The 20930-nt window shown below is 68.4% G+C and carries 18 protein-coding genes; 11 read left to right on the forward strand and 7 right to left on the reverse strand.

Annotation, left to right across the window (positions count from 1 at the left end; all coding sequences use genetic code 11):
* Positions 1-364: 364 nt before the first annotated feature.
* Entirely contained in the window at positions 365-1075 is a 711-nt protein-coding gene (locus HDA44_RS02415) for a LysM peptidoglycan-binding domain-containing protein (protein WP_238352341.1), read from the forward strand.
* Positions 1076-1138: 63 nt separating this feature from the next.
* Here HDA44_RS02415 and HDA44_RS02420 read toward each other — a convergent pair whose 3' ends face one another.
* The gene (locus HDA44_RS02420) at positions 1139-1708 is read right to left on the reverse strand and encodes a GNAT family N-acetyltransferase (RefSeq protein ID WP_337905594.1); all 570 of its coding nucleotides are present in this window, start codon (positions 1706-1708) and stop codon (positions 1139-1141) included.
* Between the two features lie 630 nt (positions 1709-2338).
* Positions 2339-3301, reverse strand: coding sequence for a nucleoside hydrolase (locus HDA44_RS02425; RefSeq protein WP_184830928.1), 963 nt, complete (start codon positions 3299-3301; stop codon positions 2339-2341).
* A 407-nt stretch (positions 3302-3708) separates the two neighbouring features.
* Between HDA44_RS02425 and nrdR the strand changes: the two genes are divergently transcribed.
* From nrdR to HDA44_RS02465, 8 genes are all read left to right on the forward strand, one after another.
* The gene (gene nrdR, locus HDA44_RS02430; RefSeq protein WP_184830930.1) at positions 3709-4197 is read left to right on the forward strand and encodes a transcriptional regulator NrdR; all 489 of its coding nucleotides are present in this window, start codon (positions 3709-3711) and stop codon (positions 4195-4197) included.
* Between the two features lie 120 nt (positions 4198-4317).
* Complete coding sequence (locus HDA44_RS02435; protein ID WP_184830932.1) at positions 4318-7212, forward strand: vitamin B12-dependent ribonucleotide reductase; 2895 nt, start codon at positions 4318-4320, stop codon at positions 7210-7212.
* 200 nt (positions 7213-7412) lie between these two features.
* Positions 7413-8042, forward strand: a complete 630-nt coding sequence (locus HDA44_RS02440; protein WP_184830934.1) for a hypothetical protein — start codon at positions 7413-7415, stop codon at positions 8040-8042.
* A gap of 87 nt (positions 8043-8129) precedes the next feature.
* On the forward strand, positions 8130-8783 hold the full coding sequence (locus HDA44_RS02445) for a Crp/Fnr family transcriptional regulator (RefSeq protein WP_184830936.1): 654 nt from the start codon (positions 8130-8132) through the stop codon (positions 8781-8783).
* A gap of 109 nt (positions 8784-8892) precedes the next feature.
* Positions 8893-9699, forward strand: a complete 807-nt coding sequence (locus tag HDA44_RS02450) for a hypothetical protein (protein ID WP_184830938.1) — start codon at positions 8893-8895, stop codon at positions 9697-9699.
* Positions 9696-11681, forward strand: coding sequence for a hypothetical protein (locus tag HDA44_RS02455; protein WP_184830940.1), 1986 nt, complete (start codon positions 9696-9698; stop codon positions 11679-11681). Before HDA44_RS02450 ends, HDA44_RS02455 begins: the two co-directional genes overlap by 4 nt.
* Complete coding sequence (locus HDA44_RS02460; RefSeq protein ID WP_184830942.1) at positions 11678-12607, forward strand: hypothetical protein; 930 nt, start codon at positions 11678-11680, stop codon at positions 12605-12607. Before HDA44_RS02455 ends, HDA44_RS02460 begins: the two co-directional genes overlap by 4 nt.
* Positions 12608-12714: 107 nt before the next feature.
* Positions 12715-13899, forward strand: coding sequence for a hypothetical protein (locus tag HDA44_RS02465; RefSeq protein ID WP_184830943.1), 1185 nt, complete (start codon positions 12715-12717; stop codon positions 13897-13899).
* Between the two features lie 56 nt (positions 13900-13955).
* Here HDA44_RS02465 and HDA44_RS02470 read toward each other — a convergent pair whose 3' ends face one another.
* Positions 13956-14249: a hypothetical protein gene (locus HDA44_RS02470; protein ID WP_238352342.1), complete on the reverse strand. Its 294-nt coding sequence runs from the start codon at positions 14247-14249 to the stop codon at positions 13956-13958.
* Positions 14250-14394: 145 nt separating this feature from the next.
* Between HDA44_RS02470 and HDA44_RS02475 the strand changes: the two genes are divergently transcribed.
* Together HDA44_RS02475 and HDA44_RS02480 are read left to right on the forward strand one after the other, a co-directional pair.
* Positions 14395-14748, forward strand: a complete 354-nt coding sequence (locus HDA44_RS02475) for a helix-turn-helix domain-containing protein (RefSeq protein ID WP_184830945.1) — start codon at positions 14395-14397, stop codon at positions 14746-14748.
* 105 nt (positions 14749-14853) lie between these two features.
* Entirely contained in the window at positions 14854-15057 is a 204-nt protein-coding gene (locus HDA44_RS02480) for a KTSC domain-containing protein (protein WP_184830947.1), read from the forward strand.
* Here HDA44_RS02480 and HDA44_RS02485 read toward each other — a convergent pair whose 3' ends face one another.
* The 4 genes from HDA44_RS02485 to HDA44_RS02500 are packed head-to-tail and all read right to left on the reverse strand — an operon-like array spanning position 15058 to position 20777.
* Positions 15058-18180 (reverse strand): coiled-coil domain-containing protein, encoded by a 3123-nt coding sequence (locus HDA44_RS02485; protein ID WP_184830949.1) that lies wholly within the window; start codon positions 18178-18180, stop codon positions 15058-15060.
* Positions 18177-18872 (reverse strand): hypothetical protein, encoded by a 696-nt coding sequence (locus HDA44_RS02490; protein WP_184830951.1) that lies wholly within the window; start codon positions 18870-18872, stop codon positions 18177-18179. The genes HDA44_RS02485 and HDA44_RS02490 overlap by 4 nt, the downstream gene beginning before the upstream one ends.
* On the reverse strand, positions 18865-19590 hold the full coding sequence (locus tag HDA44_RS02495) for a hypothetical protein (RefSeq protein WP_184830953.1): 726 nt from the start codon (positions 19588-19590) through the stop codon (positions 18865-18867). Before HDA44_RS02495 ends, HDA44_RS02490 begins: the two co-directional genes overlap by 8 nt.
* Positions 19587-20777, reverse strand: a complete 1191-nt coding sequence (locus HDA44_RS02500) for a hypothetical protein (RefSeq protein WP_184830955.1) — start codon at positions 20775-20777, stop codon at positions 19587-19589. The genes HDA44_RS02495 and HDA44_RS02500 overlap by 4 nt, the downstream gene beginning before the upstream one ends.
* Between the last annotated feature and the right edge of the window lie 153 nt (positions 20778-20930).

A 20930-nucleotide genomic window follows, 5' to 3' on the forward strand; every position in this document is an offset into this window, starting at 1 on the left:
TGGTGCTCCTCGGGTGCGGGCCGGCGATCACCGCACCGGCCGAAGCTTGCTGACTGTGATGACCGTAGACCGAATTCTGAGATTCTTCAAACATCTGTTCGAAGGCGTGTCGGTTCGCACGTTTGTTCGTGTGTCGGGTTATAGGGCGTACGCGGGGTGCTGACGCGGCAGGGAATTTCTCCCGCGTGTCGTGGTTGGAGATGGTTGCGCGACGGGCGGCTGCCGGTTAATCATTCGTACAGACGTTCGATCGAACAAGTGTTCGGACCGGTCGAACGCGTCACCCGCCGAAAACTGTCGGCGGCGGCCGGTAGACAGGAACCAACACCGCAGGACGTGGACTGACCGAGGTCTGGAGGAACCGATGAGCACACCAGCTCTCACGGCCGACGCACTCACCCCGCACCGCAAACAGCAGCCGCCGGCAGCGGCTGCCCACTCACCCGTGCGCCGACTGCTCAGCATCGTCCCCACACCGGCCACCCGCCGCTCGGCAGAAAGTGCTTCCGAACCGGCGGCGCGCCGGTCGGCGGAATCGGTCCCTTCGCGAGTTGCTCCGGTCCGCCGGCGGATTCAGGGCGCGACTACCGAGCCGATGCCGGTGCGGGGTTGCTCGGGAGAGGCGCTCGGGCGTACGGCGCACCAGCACGGCGCGACGGCACCGAACGAATTGCGGCGTACGACGGAGCCGAGCGGATTGCGGGGTGCGACGGAGCCGAGCGGGTTGCGGCATGTCACACCGTCCGCCCGCGAGGTGACCGATGGCGAGCCGGTGGCGCTGCGGCTGACGCGGCGCGGGCGGATGCTGGTGACGACGCTCTCCGTGCTGGTGTTCGGAGCGGCGATCGTCGTGCTCGGTCTGCGCGTGAGCGGCGTGCTCGAGCCCGGTCCGCGGTTCACCCACACCGTCCCGGTCCAGGTCGCGCCCGGTCAGAGCCTGTGGTCGATCGCCCAGGACACCAACCCCGGGCAGGACCCGACCGCCGTCGTCGAGAAGATCGCCAACCTCAACAACCTCCACACCCCGGCCGACATCACCCCCGGCCAAACCCTCCAAATCCCAGTAGCAGGCTAACCACACCACGCATCACCCAACCGCGGCACAGCCTCAGGGCCGGCCGGAAGGTGCCGTGTTTGGTCAGGGTCGTGGAGTGCGCCATTCGTTGTCCAGTAGCGCGTACACGTACTCGTTGGCCCACTCGCCTTTGAACACCGAGGCGTGTAGGTGGTGTGCCTCTCGGCGCATGCCCAGGCGTTCGAGGAGTTGTGCTGATGCGGTGTTACGGTCGTCCAGAACTGCGACGATCCGGTGCAGACCGAGCTCTTCGAAGCCCAGCCGCAGCATCTCGCGAGCCGCCTCCGCTGCCAGCCCCTTGCCCTGGTACGCCGAATGCAGCGCGAACCCGATCTCACCCTGACGATCGGCCGCACTCGCCCACTTCGGCAGTACCTCGCCGATCACCGTGCCGGTCTCGCGTAGTTCGATCGCGAGTACGAGCCACTGGCCCGGCTCCGTCAGCTCGCCCTGGGAGAGCTTCTTCTCCAGCGCGACCCGGGTCTGTTCCCGATCCCGCACCGGCCACGGCGTGTACCGCACCACCTCCGGCCGCGAGTGGAACGCGAACAGATCATCCAGGTCATCCATCCGATGCGGCCGCAACTCCAACCGCTCGGTCCGCACCGGATACTCCGGCCGAAATCCAGTCACCGACTCATTCTGACCCACCGCATCCACGACCGCCGACGGTACCGACCCGCGGCCCGTACACCTCTCGAGCCGCGCGTGCGCGCTGACTGCCATTTGAGGGGTGAACCTCCGCGGTTGTCCGTCAACCCCCGGCATGCGGGCAGGGAACGAACCATTTGGAAGGTGAACGTCCGAAGTGCACCGGCGTACGCCGCGCCGCACTGGGTGCTTGCCGCGGCTGTCCGCCTGCACTACCTCCTGCCTGTCCCACCCTCCAACCCCACCCCGCGTACCCGCCGGTGGCTCCTCAAACCGGGTTTGGAGGGTGGGTTTGGAGGGTGCAGCGCGTGAAGAGACAACCCACCGTGGGTGCGGGCTTCCCAAAGCGCGTCGGGTGGCGGGTGCACGGCGGTCGTGGTGGCGGGCTCTTCCGCCGGCACCCAACACGAGTGGATATCCACCGCTCTTGTGGGTTCTCCACCCGCACACCGGTGGAGAACCCACAACACGAGTGGAGAACCCCCAGCGAGACAGCGGCCCACCGCCAGCCAGTCCGCCCGCCCTGCCGAACGAGCGGCGGCTGACCCACCAGTCACGCCGGCGGGCGTGCGGGGGTGGGGCCGGGGGTCACGGCAGGGTGGTCACGGTGAGTCAGGCGTGTTGTCGGCCGACTGTGCTCAGCCACAGGTCGGCGTACCGGTTGCCATCCACCGCGGTCGCGACCTGCACGGTCGTCGCGGCCTGTCCCTGGGGGTCGCTGGTCCGATCCGCCGACCTGTCCCGCGTGTCGACGATCGTCCGTCCCCGCGACCAGCTCCCGGCCAGCTCAACTCGCACGGGGTACGCCCGCGTCTCCAGCCCCGTCGGATCGATCACCGCGCAGATCGCCCCGCCATCACCGATCGTCGCCCCATCAGCTTGGTACAGCGCGCTCCGCTTCTCGATCAGGGCCCGCGCCAGGTCGGCGGATTGCGACCCGCCCAACGTACGCGCCTGCTCGAGCGTCACGACGACGTCGTAGAACACATCGAGCCCGTACATCGTCGTCGGCACGCCGAGCTCGCCCGCGGCCGCCAGCACGATCGCGGCCGCCTCCGGGTCCGCCCAGGTGTTGAACTCGGCGGCCGCGGTCACGTTCCCGATTCCGGCCGCACCGCCCATGAACACGATCTCCCGCAAACCGGCGGCCGCGTCCGGGTACGTACGCAGCAGCAATGCGATGTTCGTCAACGGTGCCAACGGGATGAGCGTGATCAGCTCACCACTCGCCGCAGCCGCACGCAGTACGTCCCGGAGCAGCTCGACGGCATGGCGCGGATCGGTCGTACGCGCCGACCGTGGCCAGTCGAGATCGCCGAGCCCGTCCACGCCGTGAATGTGCGGCGCCGGCCGGACGGCCTGGATCAGCGGCGCGGCTGCGCCGGCGGCCACCGGCACGTCCGTCCGGCCGGCGGCGTCCAGGACGGTGAGCGTGTTGATCACCACATCGTCCAGCCCGACGTTGCCCCCGGCGCACGTGACGGCCTTGAGGTCGAGCTCCGGGTGCTGGGCGGCGAGCAGCAGCGCGCAGGCGTCGTCGAGACCCGTGTCGACGTCGAGAATCACCGGCTTCATGTGCACATCCTCACTTATCCGATTCCGGGTCGGCACACCCGGTCCGGCCCGCGGAAGTCACCCCGCGTCAGGGCCTGGAACGACTCCGCGACGACCCGCTCGGGGCCGCCGTCCGGACACCGCCCAAGGGCCGCGGCGAGGACGTAGTTTGCGCCTCGAAAGGGTCATCCGGAGGGCGCCACGCGGGAGTACATCGGGCCGCGCGAATGTTGAAACTTCAGACACGCGCGGGAGATCGGGGCGTTCTTGCAACTGGGGGAGCAGAGTTCTAGGATCGCTAGATGTAGTGGTTACACGGGTGTAATTTTCCACAGGTTGTGGTTGGTTGCCCACAGGTTCTACACAAGTTGTCCCCAGGCTGATCCACAGCCGTCCACCCGGACGGCCTACGGGAGGAGTGATCCGTCATGCACTGTCCGTATTGCCGGCACGCCGACTCCCGGGTGGTCGACAGCCGGGTGGCCGAGGACGGCGGAGCGATCCGCCGCCGGCGCCAGTGCCCGGTCTGCGAGAAGCGGTTCACCACTGTCGAGCAGATGCAGCTCACGGTCGTGAAGCGTTCCGGCGCGACCGAGCCGTTCAGCCGGGAGAAGGTCATCAGCGGGGTCGGGAAGGCATGCAAGGGCCGGCCGGTGAACGCCGACCAGCTCGCCCGGATCGGGCAGAAGGTCGAGGACGCGCTGAAGGGCAGCGGCTCGCCGGAGATTCCCGCGCACGAGGTCGGTCTCGCGATCCTCGGGCCGCTGCGGGAGCTCGACGAGGTCGCGTACCTGCGGTTCGCGAGCGTGTACCGGCAGTTCGAGTCCGCCGACGACTTCGAGACCGAGATCGCGCTGCTGCGGGCCGAGAAGGAGCCGCGCGGCACCGAGCCGGACCAGCTGAAGCCGACCCCGTAGACGTAAACCGGGGGAACGGAAGTTCCAGTAGTGGCAGTTCGACGAAAACGCAGCACGCGGTACCTCAACGGGGCGGTCCCGACAGACCGCGGCAGTACAGACACAGGGCGAGGAGCAGCCATGACAGAGACGGTGACCGGCCACTCGGGGTCGACCAAGCGGTCGGCGGCCGGGTTCCGGGGGCGCAAGAACGCGCCCGCGGGACTCACCATCGAGCGGGTTTTCAGCACCGAAGGAGTACATCCGTACGACGAGGTGACGTGGGAGCGTCGCGACGTCGTCCAGCAGAACTGGAAGACCGGTGAGACCGTCTTCGAGCAGCGCGGAGTCGAGTTCCCGGACTTCTGGAGCGTGAACGCCTCGACCATCGTCACCACCAAGTACTTCCGTGGCGCGCTCGCCCACGACAACCGGGAGTGGAGCCTCAAGCAGCTGCTCGACCGGGTGGTGAAGACGTACCGCCGGGCCGGTGAGGAGCACGGATACTTCACGACGCCCAAGGACGCCGAGGTGTTCGAGCAGGAGATCACCTGGCTGCTGCTGCACCAGTACTTCAGCTTCAACTCGCCGGTCTGGTTCAACGTCGGGACGTCCTCCCCGCAGCAGGTGTCGGCCTGCTTCATCCTCGCCGTGGACGACTCGATGGAGTCGATCCTGAACTGGTACAAGGAAGAGGGCCTGATCTTCAAGGGCGGCTCCGGCGCCGGCCTGAACCTGTCCCGGATCCGCTCCTCGAAGGAGCTGCTGCAGTCCTCCGGCGGCACCGCGTCCGGCCCGGTCAGCTTCATGCGCGGCGCGGACGCGTCGGCCGGCACGATCAAGTCCGGCGGCGCTACCCGGCGGGCCGCGAAGATGGTCGTCCTGGACATCGACCACCCGGACATCGAGGAGTTCGTCGACACCAAGATGCGCGAGGAGGAGAAGATCCGCATCCTCCGCGACGCGGGCTTCGACATGGACCTCGGCGGTCGCGACATCACCTCGGTGCAGTACCAGAACGCGAACAACTCGGTCCGGGTCTCGGACGAGTTCATGCGCGCGGTCGAGGAGAAAGGCGAGTTCGGGCTGCGGGCGCGGCTGGACAACTCGGTGATCGAGACCGTCGACGCGCGGAACCTGTTCGACAAGATCTCCCAGGCGGCGTGGGCCTGCGCCGACCCGGGTCTGCAGTACGACGACACCATCAACGACTGGCACACCACGCCGGAGACGGGCCGGATCACCGCGTCCAACCCGTGTTCGGAGTACATGCACCTGGACAACTCGTCCTGCAATCTGGCCTCGCTGAACCTGCTGAAGTTCCTCCGTGACGACGACCTGTTCGACTCGGAGAAGTTCACCCGCGCGGTCGAGCTGATCATCACCGCGATGGACATCTCGATCTGCTTCGCCGACTTCCCGACCGAGGCGATCGGCGTCACCACCCGGGCGTACCGGCAGCTGGGCATCGGGTACGCGAACCTCGGCGCGCTGTTGATGGCGACCGGGCACGCGTACGACTCCGACGGTGGTCGCGCACTGGCGGGCGCTATCACCTCGCTGATGACCGGCACGTCGTACAAGCGGTCCGCGGAGCTGGCCGGCATCGTCGGCGCGTACGACGGTTTCGAGCGGAACAAGGACGCCCACACCCGGGTGATGCGTAAGCACGCGGCGGCCAACGACGCGATCCGGACCATGCACGAGATCGACAAGGACGTGCACCAGCACGCGGCGGCGGCCTGGGACGGCGTACTGAAGATCGGCGCCAAGAACGGCTGGCGGAACGCGCAGGCGTCGGTGCTCGCGCCGACCGGCACCATCGGCTTCATGATGGACTGCGACACGACCGGGATCGAGCCGGACTTCTCGCTGGTCAAGTTCAAGAAGCTGGTCGGCGGCGGCTCGATGCAGATCGTCAACCAGACCGTGCCGCGGGCGCTGCGCCAGTACGGGTACACCGAGGAGACGATCGAGGCGATCGTCGAGTACATCGCGGAGAACGGCCACGTCGTCGACGCCCCGGGCCTGAAGCCGGAGCACTACGAGATCTTCGACACCGCGATGGGTGAGCGGGCGATCAAGCCGATGGGCCACGTCCGGATGATGGCGGCGGCGCAGCCGTTCCTGTCCGGCGCGATCTCGAAGACGGTGAACCTGCCGGAGACCGCGACGGTCGAGGAGATCGCCGACGTCTACTTCCAGGGCTGGAAGCTCGGCCTGAAGGCGCTCGCGGTCTACCGCGACAACTGCAAGGTCGGTCAGCCGCTCGCGGACGCGAAGGCGAAGAAGGCCGCCGACGCGGTCGCGGCCGAGGCCGCGGTGGCGGAGAAGATCGTCGAGAAGGTGATCGAGTACCGGCCGACCCGGCAGCGGCTGCCGAAGTCGCGCCCGTCCCGGACCACGTCGTTCACCGTCGGTGGCGCCGAGGGCTACATGACCGCCGGCTCGTACCCGGACGACGGTCTGGGCGAGGTCTTCCTGAAGATGGGCAAGCAGGGTTCGACCCTGGCCGGGGTGATGGACGCCTTCTCGATCGCGATCTCGATCGCGCTCCAGCACGGCGTGCCGCTGGAGACGTACGTCCAGAAGTTCACCAACCTGAAGTTCGAGCCGGCCGGTCTGACCGACGACCCGGACGTCCGGATGGCGCAGTCGATCATGGACTACATCTTCCGCCGGCTGGCCCTTGACTACCTGCCGTTCGACGAGCGGGCCGCGCTGGGCATCTACTCCGCGGAGGAGCGGTCCCGGCAGCTCGACACCGGCTCGTACGAGCCGATCCCGGAGATCTCCGAGGCCGAGTCGCTGAAGACGGTGGAGCCGGCCGAAAGCACCGAGACCAGCGCCAAGCCGGTCGAGGCGGCGTCGGTCAAGCCGATCCGGGGCGAGGCGCACACCACCGCGGAGATGCTGGAGCTGATCACGGGTACGTCCGTGGACGCGCCGCTCTGCTTCACCTGCGGCACCAAGATGCGCCCGAGCGGCTCCTGCTACGTCTGCGAAGGCTGCGGCAGCACCTCCGGCTGCAGCTGATGGAGGGCGGCCTCCGCCGCGACTGAAAGCATCACGGCCCCCGGGAACTTCCCACTTCCCCCGGGGGCCGAGGTGCGTCCGGGCCGTACGTTGTACGGATCGGGCCGTGCGTCTCATCGCCTGCCCACCCAGGCGCGAACTGTCGGATCTGTGGTTCATCATGGTCCAGCGGGCACGAATCGCGGTGGAGGGGTGGGCGAATGAAGAACCGGCTGATCACTCTGGTGGACCTCGGGCTGGACAGCTCGTTCGACGCCTCGATGACGTTCGTCCAGGGCATCACCGGCAACATCAACGCCGGCTGGGACCAGCCCGTCATCGACGTGAACTTCGTCCGGACCCGCGACCACGAGACCGCGTTCTCCGCGCTCACCACCCCGTCGACCGTGCTGCACGTGATGGCACACGGTGACCACAGCGAGGAGCCGTCCTTCCTGTCGACCGACGGCGAGACCCAGGTGTCGCTCAAGTCGCTGGCCGAGTGGTTCCTGGACCGCCAATGGGGCATCTCCAGCGGCGTCGTGATCGCCGACGGCTGCAAAACCGGCATCGGCAAATGGCAACGCGCCATCCGCGACTGTCTCCAGGACGACATCACGTACATCGGCACCAGCACGGTCATCGGCTGGTACGAGGCCACCGTCTTCTGCTCCGCCTTCTACGGCGCCCTGGTCCGCAACCGAGGCCTGGGCCGCACCCCCGCCGAACAAGGCTGGGACGCCGCCAACCGAGCCATCCGAGCCTACGAAACCCTCACCGACCAACGCTGCCCCTACAAACCGGTCCTCCTCACCCCCTCCCGCCGAGCCCTCCGCTCCCTGACCGGCTGACCGACACGCAGCGCGAGCGCCTGATCGCTGACCGCATGCGAAACTTTGCGTGGCTCTGGCGGCGGTGAGGCACGGGGTGTGATCGGTTTGAGTTCGCTGCACACGTTCGAGGACCTCGTCGGTCGATCGGCATGGGAGCGGTTGCTGACGGCGGGGACGCTCCGGAGCTACCGGCCGGGTCAGACGATCCTGCGCCAGGGCGATCCGGGCGGCTTTCTGCTGGCGCTGAACCACGGGCGGGTCAAGCTGCTGGCTTCGGCCGAGGACGGTGCCCAGTTGCTGCTGACCGTCCGCGGCGCGGGGCAGCTCCTCGGTGAGCTCGCCGCCGGCGCCGGCCAACGTACGGCCACGGTCGAGGCGCTGGACCGGTGCACGGCGCACTATTTGTCGACCGCCCAGTTCGAACGTTTCGTGGCCAAGAACGGGCTCGCGCAGGAGTTCAGCCGGTACGTCGTGGAGAAGTTCAACCAGGCGGTGTCGCGCCAGGTCGACCTCGCGCACCGCTCCGCCTTGCGCCGGATCGCGCGGTTGCTGCATGACACCGTCGTCGTCGCTCCCGCGACCGCGGCGAACCGGATGCGCGTGCCGTTCACCCAGGAAGAGCTCGCCGGGTCGCTCGGGCTGGCGCGGAGCACGGTGGCCGACCAGCTCACCAATCTCCGCGCGTCGGGCGCGCTGACACCCGGCCCGCAGCTCGTCGTCGCCGACCTCGAACTGCTGGCGCGCGCGTTTCAGGTTTGAGTGCTTCGTCACCTCCGGGTTGTCCGATTCCGGACAACCCGGTGCGCGGATCTCGCCGACTCTGAGTGGACCGTCCCGAAACCCCCAGGAGGCCATGATGAGTACCCCGATGGATTCGCGTTACGCAGGCGTTTCCGAGCTGCCGCCGTACCGGTCGCTGCTGGTCGTCGACATGAAGGACTACAGCGGCAACGCCAGCCGGTATCAGACCGAACTCACCAGATTGATTCCGGAGATCCTGCAGTCCGCGTTCGACCGCGCCGGGCTTGCCTGGGTGTGGGCGCGGAAGACCGCGCACAACACGACCGGCGACGGCTACGCGATCGTGCTCCCCACTGAGCTGCTCCCGCACCTGCTCAATCCGTTCCTGACCGCTCTGCAGGAGGAACTCGAGTACCGGAATCGCCATCGTCCGTACGGGTGGAACGGGCCGATCCGTTTTCGGGTCAGTATCAACGTCGGCCCGGTCGCGGACTCGGGCGCGAACGAGTTGGGAGACGGCAGTGGCGCGGAACGCGTGACGCTGCATCGCCTGCTCGACAGTGAGCCCGTACGCCATCTGCTGAACGGGTCCGACCCGGAGGTCACGCACGTCGCCGCGATCATTTCCCGGCGGGTGTACGAGGATGCGGTTCTTTCCGAACTGGCCGACGAGCCGAAATCGCTGTACGTCGAGGCCGGCGCCAAGGTGAAGACGTACCAGGGCCAGGCGTACCTGCGCGTGCCCAAACCGTCGGCCGGGCTCCTGATCGAGGGGTTCCTGACCGGTCCCGACGATCAGAGCGGTACGCAGGACCAAGGCGCGCCGACCGGACCTTCGAGCGGGATCGGGGTTCAGATCAATGGAGCGAGTGGTCCCATTCACGCCGGTAGCGGATCGCAGTACAACACCGATCCGCACAGGCATCAGCGATGAGCGAGCCTGCTGGTGACGTCGGTACCCAGGTCGACGACGTCGGTACCCAGGTCAACGAGAGCAGCGGGCCGATCCATGCGGGCACTGGCGATCAGCTGAACGACATCACGTACTTCCTCAACCTGCCTAGGGAGGCACGGACCCGGGAGATCACGTCGATCCAGCTCCGGCGACTGTGGGGATGCTTCGTTCAGCCACCGAACTTCGATCGCGCGGCGGCGCAGCTCGCGCAGCCGGAGGGTCTGGTCATCCTGGACGGTCCGACCGGCACCGGGCGGCGTACGGCCGGGTTGATGTTGCTGTCCGTCGGGATCACGCCGGATCTCGCGGTCCGCTTCATCCCGCCGGAGCTGGAGCTCCACGCGGCGCGGGCCGAACGGCGGATCTTCGAAGGAAAGGATGTTCGCGACGGCGACAGACTGCTGCTGGATCTGTCCGAGGTGGCTGCCGACACGTTCGCCGAACAGCAGTCCACCCTGCACGATCTCCAGTCCGCGCTTGTCCGGCGCCGCGCGAAACTCGTGGTGATCCTCCCGCACTCCCTCCGCGATCGGCTGGGTACGGACTTCAGGCCGCACGTCGTGGACATCGGCAGACCGGACATGTCGAAGGTCCTGGAGCGCCAGCTCGCTGCTCACGGGATTTGCCTGCGGAACACGTCGTCGCATCGCGGGACCTTCGCGTCGACGACGATGGCGGCGCTTGTCCGGGTGGTCTACGAGGTGGTTGACGCCAGCCGGACCCAACCGGACGCGGAGGCGGATGTGCTGCTGTCCGCGGTTCTCAGCTCCGGACAGCGACGGGCGCAGCTGGCCGCCAAAGCAGTCCGGTCAGCTGACGAAGCACGTCCCCGTGCTCTGCTGATCGCGGCTGCCCTGCTGCACGGCCAGTCGGTGGTATCTGTCTTCCTGGCTCAGCACCGCCTTCTGGAGCAGCTGCGACCACCGAACGACGACGGTGAGCACCCGCTGGAGCTTTCGGGTGTGGCCGGATCGCTGGACGACCTTGGCCTCGAACTCGTGGTGACAGCTGATCAGCGACTCGAGTTCGCCGAGCGGGACATCGCGGCTGACGTACTCCAGCGGTTCTGGGATGACATGCCTTGGCTGCGCGCTCCGCTTGTGGAGTGGCTGGTCGAGCAGCCCAGTACGGCGTCGGCCATGGACTTCGAGGTGGTGACGGTCGCGAAGCGCTTCGGCGCCCAGTGTCGGCGCAGTCGGCAGGCGGCTCTGGCACTTCAGCTGGTTGAGCAATGGTCCACCGGCGGGCGGAACCAGCGCGTTGCCGCGTACGCGTTGCTCGAAGACCTGCTCGATGACGACCAGACGGCGTCGCCCGCGCGACAGCTGCTGTACGGATGGGCGCGTGACTCACATCTGTCCGCGGATCGGGCCGCGATCGTTGTCGCCGCCTGCGTCAACATCGTGTTCGACAGGTACCCGGATCAGGCAGTCGTACGGCTGTCGTGGCTTGCCGAGCACTCTGACAATCTTGTCCGGTACGAGGCTCGAGAAGGTCTTTCCCGGCTGGCTGAAGACCCTGCCAGACAGGCGAAAGTCATCGACCTGATCCTCGACGCCCGACGGTTCAAGCCGTCGAGCTTCGCGGCGGTCGCGACGCCAGCAGGTGTGTTGTCGCTCGCCGACGGCGGTGCGGTCGAGCGGGTCCTCGACGGATGGCAGCGCGCGCTGACGGAAGTCGAGCCGGTTCGTCGTGCCGCACTGCTGCGGCCCTGGCTGCAGGCCCACGCGGACCTCGTTGCCAACGGTCGAACCGACGACGCGGCACGACTGCTGCAGCTACTCGCGTCCGTCTGTGGTCAGCAGCGTGAACTGTTCGACCTGTTGCACAACACCACTCTCGACTGGGTCGGGTACCGCCGCGACGATCCGGCTCGGCGCTGGACCGCGGATGCGGTCGTCAAGCTCGTTCGGCACCGTCGGCGAGTGGCTGGAACTGTTCGGTTGGAGGCCGGAGTATGAACATGAATCGGAAGACCGTGTACTCCGTCGCGATCCTTGTTCCGTTCGCGGCTGCCGTCATTTGGGTGCTGACGCGGTTGGGGTGGATCGGGGCGGTCCTGTCGGTCGTGGCAGTGATCGTGGGAGTGGTGGCGTACCGGCGGACCGGTGTACCCACACCGCCGGCCGAGGAGGTGCCGGAGGTGTCGCAGCTCTCCACCAGCGGGCTGCCTACCGCGGACGAGACCGTCTTCCTGGAGCTCTCGGCGACCGTGCACTGGCAGGCCGCGAAGCCGGAGTCGTACCACGCTGACGTCGCTCGCGAGTTCGTACTGCGGCGAGCTCGGGAGGTGACGAGTAGATGGCAACCCGCGCAGTATGCGCTGGCGCAGCACGAGCTCGCGGCGGCGATCGGACGACCGGAGTCTGACGGCACCGGGGAGCTGGAGGTCTGGGCAAGCGAACTACGGCTCCAGCTGCCGGAGGCTGTCCAGCACCATCTCGCCAAGCTGGACGAGGCGCACCGCGCCGGCCTGCTGTGGGAGGTTGGTGCATCGAACCAGAGCAAGGTCCGGGCCCATCTGCGTGACGACGCTCTGCGGACTCCGGCGTCGGCGATCGTGTGGTGGCTCGCGCAGAACGAGGGATCGGTGCAACAGGCCGTCGACTTGGCCGGTGTCCTCACCAGGTTGTCCCAGCTGGCGACGGGTCAGAGCACGACGGATGACGCCGCGCAGGTTCAGGTGATGATCGACGCGATCGAGAAGCTGGACGACGACGCCCGCAGGCCGGCAGCCCACGACCTGGCTGACGCGTTCGGCCAGGCCGGTCTGGACGATCTCGCGAGGAGGCTGCGGGACCACTATCAGCTGCCCGCACTGCATTCGGTCGTCGACAGGCCCGAGAGCCCGGCTGGAGGGATGGCTTCCGCCGAACCAGGCTGGTGACGCTGGGCGACACGCTTCTGGGGGCTGGTTCGGGTGGGGCGTGTGAGACTTTTGCTTGGGCTCGTCTCATGTGGCGGGGTCTGTGGGCTCGGTGAAGGAACGGCACCATGAAACTCCATCGGAACTCGCTTCTTGCGGCTGCGGGGATTGTGTTGGTGCTGTACCTGGTGACGGTGATTGTCGGGTTGCCGGTCTGGGCCGCTGTGGTGATGGCGGTGGTACTGCTTGTGGTGCTGGCCGTGGTTTGGCGGCAGCCGGAGGTGCCTCGGCCGGTGGTTGGTCGGCAGGTGCCGAAGCCGGCGCCGTCGGTCGTGCTGCCGGAGCCGGAGCCGGTGTTCTCCGGGCCGCCGTCGCGCACGGTGGCGGACGTACGGTTGCCGTCCGCGTCGCCGGACTTCCAGTTCAGTTTCTCGGCGATCGTTCAGTGGTCGACGGTGCTGTCCGGGTCGCGGCACGCGGATCTCGGCGCGGTGGCTGTCGATGCGTTGCTCGAGCGGGCGCGGTCGTTGACGGCTCGGCAGCAGGTGACCGAGGAGTCGCTCAATCAGCATCGGCTGGCCGCGATCCTTGGTGAGCCGGCGCTGGACGAGAAGGGTCAGGTACGGAGCTGGGCGACCGAGGTGCGGCTGCGGTTGCCTGACGCGGATCAGAAACATCTTCATCATCTGGCTGCCTTGCATCGACGTGAGCAGACGACGCTGCTCGAGCGACGGATGGAGCAGGACAAACGCGCGTACTTGAAGGAGGACGTCTTCTCGTCGCCTGGATCCGCCGCGGTGTGGTGGTTGGTGAATCATCCGGGTGAGGTGCAGACCGCGGTCGGGATGCTCGACACGTTGACCGACTTGTCGGCTGCGGCGAACGATCTCCCGGTCCGGCGCGCAACGGCCGAGCAGATCGAACGCCAACAGCCGACCCGCGCCGAACTCGCCTTCAGCACGGCAATCGAGAACCTCACTGACCCCACCGATCCCGCCGCCCAAGCCGACCCGGTCGCCTCAGCCGGCCTGGCTGTTCCTGCCGCTCCAGCCGAGCCCGCCGCTCCAGTCGACCCCGCCGCTCCAGTCGACCCGGATGCCGGGGCGGCTGGTGGATCGGCCAGGTCGAACGGGGTGACCGCCTCGGCTGACCAGCGTCCGGTCGTACGGCGCGATGCCGCGACAGCTGACGGTCGGCACGAGACCGGGCCCAGTACGTCTGACCAGCGGCGTGCAGTGAAGGGGAAGGCCGACTTGGATAGGGATGCGACTGAGGAGGGCTCGGAGTATCGGGAGCAGTTCTTCAGCGAATAGACCGGTGGGGCGGGTGGGGTGCAGGGGGTGCCCGCCCCACCGGGGTTCGGGGGTGGTCAGGCGTCCAGCCAGCGGATCGTGGTGGCTCCGTTGTGGCCGTGGACGGTTAGTAGGGCGTCGATGCCGTCCTGCCAGACCGTAGTTGTCGGGTAGCGGCCGAGCCAGCGCAGGACGACCGTCCCGTCGGTCCACTCGACTCCCTCGGCGACCACGCCCGTACCGCTGACTCCGGACACGTCCTGATGCCGGTCCAGCAGGAAACGGCGCGGGCCATCCTTGCTCGCGACTCGTAGGTGACGTCGCCGAGTGGTCCGTAGCAGCGTCGCGGTTGACCCGCTGATCTCGTCCATGTGCCAAGTCAACGCGTACCGCGGTGTCCGCACCAGGAACTCAACCGGTATCCACAGCGCACAAATTCGGCCGTCCATCGGTCACCCGATCGCCATATTCTCAATGCAGGGAGTAACTACGACTCAGCCAAGGAGCGACAGCGAAATGACAGTGATCGAGGAATGGACCGGTCGGCACGTGCACGCGTTGCGTACGGCGCTGCGCCTGACGAACGAGGGTTTCGCCGAGCAGCTAGGCGTCTCGCCGCGCACGCTGACGAAGTGGCGGGAGAGACCCGAGGTGGTGCCCAGTCCGTATCTGCAGGGCGCCTTGGACACCTTCCTGAACGAGGCATCCGACGACGCCAAGATCCGCTTCGCCGCCAACCTAGGCGTCGACGAGCGTCGGCTGCCGGTCGACAGCACGGTGCTGACCCAGTTGAACGCGGCGATCGGCGACCTGGCCCGAGCCGTCGCCCGCTTGCAGCCCGAGACCCGGGAGCGTACGCCGACCCCTTGACAGCAACGACAAACTGGGCAGACGCCGCTGCATGCGGATGAGGCGTGCGGCGGGTGGGTACGTGGTGCGCCGAAACCAGCGGCGATCAGTGCGGAAGGGTTGTGGATGAGGCGACGGGCAGTGGAATCGTCGAGCGTGCGTTCGGTCGGCTGGTCCGACGGGACGCTGGAGCTCGAGTACGTGAACGGGTACGTCTACCAGTACCTGGACGTACCACAGCCAACGTTCGCCGCGTTGATGGCCGCGTCCAGCATCGGCGCGTACGTCAACGAGCACATCAAGCCGTACTACGACTTCCGCGAGAGCTGACTACGTCAGCGTCGGCGCGGCGAGTTCCAAGGTGGGTGTGGAGCCGCGGTACGACGTCATCCACTCGCGCAGCAGCTCGACCCGAGACGCGTTCTCCTCGTTGCCCTTCACCACGGGCGCTTGGTTGTACGGCATGGTGTCCGAGCTCCGCCTGAGTTTCACGTACAGCCGGGACGACGCGAGCGCGTACCGCTCCATGTCGTCCTGGAGCGCGCCGATCACGGTGATGTTCCGGTCCCGCCCGATCTGCTCGAACAGGGCCACCGCCTCGCGCCGGTGCTGTGAACCAAGGTTGCGGCCGAGCTCGTCGAGGATGAGCAGCAACGGCCGGTCCGACCCGCCGGCGAGCGCCGCCGCGCACACCAGCTTGACCGCCTTCTCGTCCATCTGCGCGGTGTTGCCCTTGACGTTGAACGCGGAGAACGGGCCGCCTTCCGAGCGCCGCCACTTCGGCGTGACCGTCCAGCGCCACGGCTTGTCCGGCTCGGCCGGCGGGTCAGGCTCCGGGTACTCGAGCTTCGCGCCGTACCCGCCGTATTGCTGATCGAGCCGGTCGAACTCCTGCGACACCAGCCGAAGCCGCGCCTTGATCCCGTCGGCCAGCGACGCGCGGTGCGCCCGGGCCGTGCTTTCGGCCTCGCCGAGACCTTCGCGGGCGCGTTCGAGCGCGGCGTTCCGTTCGGCGCGCTGGGTCGCGATCTGCTGTTGCTGCAAGCTGTCGAACGTCTCGTGCTGCGCGAGGTGCGTGCTCAGCGTGCGGTGCAGCGCCGGCACGAGCCCGACGCGGTCGCCGAGCGTGCCGTTCGTCCAGCCGTCCGGACCGTTCAGGATCTCCCACAGTTCGTTCGGGATCTCCTCCCGGGACCGTGCGCTCGGGAAGCAGCGGCGGATCACGTCGTCGAGTTGCGTACACGCCTGGTGGTTCCAGTCCGCCGTCGTCCGGCGCTGGGCGTCCTCGGGCAGACCGAGCACGAACTCCTCGGCCTCCGCGGGCGTACCGCCCCAGCCGGTCGTCCGCGTGGTCAGATCGAGCGCGGCCTGCTCCTCCAGCAGCGTGAGCCGACGGCCGCGCAACTCGTCCAGCACTCGGTTGTGGTCGCGCCGGGTGGCTTCCAGGTTCTTCAGGCGTTCGTCGCGGACGAGTTGCTGACCCGCGGCCGTCTCGGCGGACTCCTTCGCGGCCTGCAGTTGCGGCGCGAGCGAATCCCGGTCGGTTTCGTGCCGGTCGACAGATTCGCGGAGGGCGAGGATCTGCTCCTGGACCGATTCGGCGTCGGCGAGCGCGCGGGCCGCGGCCGTCCGCCGCTCTGCCTGATCGACGCGGGACCGCGCCTGTTCGAGCGCGGCGGACGCCTCGGCCCGCGCCTCGACCGCGGCCTCGACCCGGCGGCGCGCCGCCTCGATCCGCGCGGTCCGCCCAGTGATCGGCTCGTCGAACTGGCCGACCGCGACGACACCCGCGACCTCGTCGATCGAATCCTTGGTCGCGCGCGCACCGATCGTGGCGAAGAACGCGTCCAGTACGAACCGCTTGTCCGCCGACTTCGGTCCGCGTTTCGCCGAACCCGTGGGCGCCGCATCGGGCCGATTCGCCAGTACCAGCAGGAATCCCGCGTACCCGGCGTCGGCCAGCGCGGTCGACGCGAGCACCGCGTCGCCGGCGTCGATGACGACAGCCTCCCGGTACGGCGCGAGGCGCGGCTCCCATTCGGTGCGATCCGCGGCGGGCAGCTCGGTGATGTCGGTGAGGGCGCCGCACTCGATGCCGGTGTTCTCCAGGACCTGCTGCTGCGGCGCCGACACGGTCTGGCCGCTCTCCGCCTCGCGCAGCTCGGCCGAAGCGTGGTCGACCGCGGACCGCGCCGCGTGGTCACGACCGATGTGCTCCTCGAGCACCGCCCGCGCCTCGTCCTGTTCGGCGGCCGCCGCGGCCAGGTCGCGACCGTCCGCCGAACGACCAGCCTCCAGCAGCCGCCGGTGCTCCTGGCCGAGCCGCTCCAGCTGCTCCCGCACCGAGCGCTGCGCGAGATCGAGCTCGCGGTCCCGGGCGTCCAGCTTGTCGCGCTCCTGCCGGGTCAGCTGCACATCCCGGAGCAGGCCCTCTTCGTTGCCAAAGGCATCGATTTCGCCTTCGACGGCATCCTTGCGGGCCTCCTGCTCGGCGACCCGCTCGTCGAGCGCGGCCAGCTCCTGCAGGATTTCCTCGTTCCGCCCGGCGCCGTCGATCAGGTACCGCGCGGAGCGGGCCAGCCAGGACTCCTTGGCCGCCGCGAGCGCCTCCCGGGCCGCGGCGCGCTGCAGGATGCCGGCCTCGACCGTCGCCATCTCCTGCTCCCAGCGCTGCAGGTCGGCCGCCGCCTGCTTGGTCGCCTCGCGCTGAGTGTGCTCGGCGGAGCGGTGCGCCTGCTCCTGCTCGAGCTCGTGATCAAGACCGGTCAGCGTCGCGATCGCGTTGAAGATGCGCGCCGGGCCGAGCTCGTTGAGCGGCTCGGCCAGCAAGTTCGCGGTTGGGCTGGAGCGCACCGACGTGGACAAGAACGAGACACACCGGACCTGCCCGCCGTACAAGACCTGGGACAGCTTGTTGGCGTGGAAGTCGGTGCGGCCGTTGGAGTGCGGAAGCGCCGCCCACAGCTCGTCCGCCCCGGCGGCACGCTCGGCCTCGGTCGCGCCGTACGGGATGTGCAGACCGTGCTTCCAGCGCAGATCGAGGTACGACGCCTTGCGATTGATCCGAATCCAGACCGTCACCGCGGATGCCTCGATCTCATCCAGGTCGGTAAGGTCCGGGTCGGAGAAGACGCCGACGATGTAGCCACGGTCGACGTTCGACCAGTTGCCTTCCTGGCCGGCCGCTTCCGCCGTGAACAGCAGCTCGGCAGCGCCCGGAGCACCGCTGGTGAGACGCCACTGGTCATCGGCGTGCAGCAGGCTGAGCGCCGCGATCCAGGACGACTTGCCGGCGCCGTTCGAGTCGGTCGGGCCCTGGCCGGCGACGGTGATCAGACCGCGGCCGATCATCGGGATCGGGTGCGTCGACAGCCGCGACAGGTCGACCACCTGCACGCCGAGCAGCACCTTCGACCCGAGGATGTCGAACGGCCCGTCTTCTCCGGCGCTCATGCGTCGTCTCCCGTCGTCGTACCAACTGCTACTGGAGCTTCTACTGGACCGGCTGATGGAGCGCCGTTGCGGGCGCGGATGGCTTCGGCGATCGGGCTGGCGGGGGCGGCGGCGAGGATGAGCTGATCCTGCAGACGGCGGCGCGCGGCCGCGGTCAGCCGTTGCAGCTGCGGACCCGGGATGTACGCCGGCCCGCCGGAATGATCACCCGACAACTGGATCAAACCCGCCGCGCGCAACCGTTGCAGGGCCAGGCGCCGCTCCTCACCGCTGATCCTGGACGTCCGGAGCTCGTCGACCGTGGTCGGGCGGGCGGATTTCCAGGAATCGCCGGTGAGGATGCCTTCGCTGCGCGGGATCGCGACCGAGTGGATCAGCACCAGGACCAGCACCGCGCGATCGATCACCGGAAGCGGTTGCCACCCCTGCGCGGTGAGCGTCGCCGCGATGTCGTCGTCGTACCCGGCGGTCCAGTGCGTGCCGTCGACGTGTACGAGCGTACGCCCGATGAGCTTGAGCATCCGCTGTACTTGGCGGCGGAGCGTGACGTCACGCAGCCCGGCAAGCTGCACCTCCGCGACCGGATGCGCCGCGTACTGCACCGCACTGAACGCGGCCAGCACCTCGTCCCGGGACCGATCACTCAAGTCCTGAAGCAACGAGTCGAACAGAGCATGCCGCTGCTCACTCATCGTCCACCTCGCTAACCCCCTCCACGCCAAGACCAGGCTGCACGCCGAGCTCGGTGGCGGACAGGACGGCAGATGGTTCGGCGGTGGGTGGTTCGGTGGAGGAGTTGGGTTCGGTGGGGTCTGGGAGGGCGTCCGCGGGGGGTGGGGTGGGGCGGGTGGTGAGGGTTGCGGGGGGTGGGTCTGGGAGGTGGCGGCAGAGGTCTCGGAGGGTGGAGAGGTCGGTGGGGGTCCAGGTGACGACGCGGGGACCGAGGCGTACTTCGGCGACCTTTTCGTCCCAGCGGATCCACTGGGTGGCGTGCAGGCGGCGGAGGCTGCCGATGATCAGGGTCAGGTCGCTCGGTTGCTCGCGGCGGCCGCGCATGCCGGCGTACACGGAACGGATCTGCGCGAGGGTGCCCGTCGCGCCGGGCCAGGCGGGCGCGCTGCGGTCGGTCCAGCAGCAGGTCACGCAGATCGCGAGCAGGCGGGCGGTCTCGTTCGGCTGCTCGACGGCGACCGGGGGAGCGCCGAGCTCCTCCAGTACGCCGTGGCCCGCGCCGGACGGCATCGTCGGAACCAGCCAAACCTTGTCACCATCCGGAGCGACAGCGCGGGTCAAACCGGCGACGGCTGGCGTATCGGGATCGATCTCGATCGGCCCCGCGGACTGCACCTTCGCCCACCACAGCGCGTTGTACAGCCGCCGCTCCACCGCCTCCGACTGCTGCGGACTCATCGCGCCACCCGCCGGAACACGCCCTCGGTCGCCCACGGCGTCCCCGCCTCCGGATCGATCCGCATCCCGTCGGACCAGACCAGCTCGTACTCGAGCTCGTCGTGCAAGTGCGCCGCGGTCAACTCGGCCAGTACGCGCCTTGCGGTGATCCAGTCACCGGCTTCGTCCACAACCTCGACGATGTCGACCTCCGCACGCCCGGCGAGCACCCGCTCCGCCTCGGCGCGCAGGTCCTCCCGATCGGTGGCGGCGGCCGATTCCGGTGCGTCCGCGTCCGCGGTGGGGCGTGGCGGCGCCATCCGCGCGCTGCCCGTACGCCGCCCCATCTCGATCGCCTCGACCATCGTCTGGGCGGAGAAGTCCGGCGCGGCGGCGTCGAAGAGCATGCCGTCGAGCACCGCGGCGAGCGCCTCCGGGTCGCTGCCACGCGTGAACGTCAGCCAGGTTTCACTCGGTAGCAGACCGAGCGCCCGCGTCGTACCAGCCCGCTCGACCAGGCGGCCGGCGGCCAGCTGGACCGCATCGGCGTACGCCGCCAGCGCCATCCGGAGCGAGGTGCAGTCGCGGTGCAACTCGGGCCAGCGGCCGAGCACGAGGCGGTGTACACCCTCGGCCTGCTCGATCAGCCGCTCGTTGCCCCACGCGAGCTGCGCGTTCTCCCGGAGCTGCGCGGTGGTGCTGGTGGAGACGAGGATCGCGAGCTCATTGCCGAGCAGCCGGAACACCTTGGTCAGGCGCTCGATCGACGCGCGGCCGTCGTCGGCGATCGCGTTCGGGTCGCTGACGCTGTGTGCTTCGAGCTGGAGCAGCTGGTGCAGCTCGGCCTGGCCGCCCTGGACGGACATCCGGCGGAGGAACATCAGCATCACGTACGGCGCGAAGGCGGCGCGGTGGCGCAACTCGTTCGGCCGGTCGACCAGTTTGGTGATCGCGCCGTACTGCCTGAGCACGTCGAAGCGGCGGGTGATCACGTCGTGCGGGTACGAGCGGCAGGCGACCGTTGCCTGTTCGACGGTCAGGCCGTCGCTGCCAGCCTCAGCGAAGGCGTCCAGGATTGCTTGGTCGGCGTCGAGCAGGTCGGGGTCGATGATCATCGCGCCGGCCTCGCGGGCGAGCACGGCGAACACCTGACGGTAGACACGCAGCACAGCCGCCTCGGCTTCGGCGTCGAGCAGTGTCGCGTCCATCCCGTACTCCCTCCCGTGTGCAGCAGCCCGAGCCACCAGACCAAGGACTCTAACGAGCCCCACCGACAACCCAAAACCCACCCGCCGCCTCCCTGTGGACAGCTGAGGTTGGTGGGGGTGAAGGGTGGGGAGTGGTTGGCGCCCGGTAACCCA

Source organism: Kribbella solani (assembly GCF_014205295.1).
Taxonomy (GTDB): Bacteria; Actinomycetota; Actinomycetes; order Propionibacteriales; family Kribbellaceae; genus Kribbella; species Kribbella solani.

What these genes read in the sequence shown, in the direction of transcription:
- HDA44_RS02415 (WP_238352341.1), top strand. Translation starts at nt 365, where the DNA reads ATGAGCACACCAGCTCTCACGGCCGACGCACTCACCCCGCACCGCAAA.
- HDA44_RS02425 (WP_184830928.1), bottom strand. Translation starts at nt 3,301, where the DNA reads ATGAAGCCGGTGATTCTCGACGTCGACACGGGTCTCGACGACGCCTGC.
- nrdR (WP_184830930.1), top strand. Translation starts at nt 3,709, where the DNA reads ATGCACTGTCCGTATTGCCGGCACGCCGACTCCCGGGTGGTCGACAGC.
- HDA44_RS02435 (WP_184830932.1), top strand. Translation starts at nt 4,318, where the DNA reads ATGACAGAGACGGTGACCGGCCACTCGGGGTCGACCAAGCGGTCGGCG.
- HDA44_RS02440 (WP_184830934.1), top strand. Translation starts at nt 7,413, where the DNA reads ATGAAGAACCGGCTGATCACTCTGGTGGACCTCGGGCTGGACAGCTCG.
- HDA44_RS02450 (WP_184830938.1), top strand. Translation starts at nt 8,893, where the DNA reads ATGGATTCGCGTTACGCAGGCGTTTCCGAGCTGCCGCCGTACCGGTCG.
- HDA44_RS02455 (WP_184830940.1), top strand. Translation starts at nt 9,696, where the DNA reads ATGAGCGAGCCTGCTGGTGACGTCGGTACCCAGGTCGACGACGTCGGT.
- HDA44_RS02460 (WP_184830942.1), top strand. Translation starts at nt 11,678, where the DNA reads ATGAACATGAATCGGAAGACCGTGTACTCCGTCGCGATCCTTGTTCCG.
- HDA44_RS02465 (WP_184830943.1), top strand. Translation starts at nt 12,715, where the DNA reads ATGAAACTCCATCGGAACTCGCTTCTTGCGGCTGCGGGGATTGTGTTG.
- HDA44_RS02470 (WP_238352342.1), bottom strand. Translation starts at nt 14,249, where the DNA reads ATGGACGAGATCAGCGGGTCAACCGCGACGCTGCTACGGACCACTCGG.
- HDA44_RS02475 (WP_184830945.1), top strand. Translation starts at nt 14,395, where the DNA reads ATGACAGTGATCGAGGAATGGACCGGTCGGCACGTGCACGCGTTGCGT.
- HDA44_RS02480 (WP_184830947.1), top strand. Translation starts at nt 14,854, where the DNA reads ATGAGGCGACGGGCAGTGGAATCGTCGAGCGTGCGTTCGGTCGGCTGG.
- HDA44_RS02485 (WP_184830949.1), bottom strand. Translation starts at nt 18,180, where the DNA reads ATGAGCGCCGGAGAAGACGGGCCGTTCGACATCCTCGGGTCGAAGGTG.
- HDA44_RS02490 (WP_184830951.1), bottom strand. Translation starts at nt 18,872, where the DNA reads ATGAGTGAGCAGCGGCATGCTCTGTTCGACTCGTTGCTTCAGGACTTG.
- HDA44_RS02495 (WP_184830953.1), bottom strand. Translation starts at nt 19,590, where the DNA reads ATGAGTCCGCAGCAGTCGGAGGCGGTGGAGCGGCGGCTGTACAACGCG.
- HDA44_RS02500 (WP_184830955.1), bottom strand. Translation starts at nt 20,777, where the DNA reads ATGGACGCGACACTGCTCGACGCCGAAGCCGAGGCGGCTGTGCTGCGT.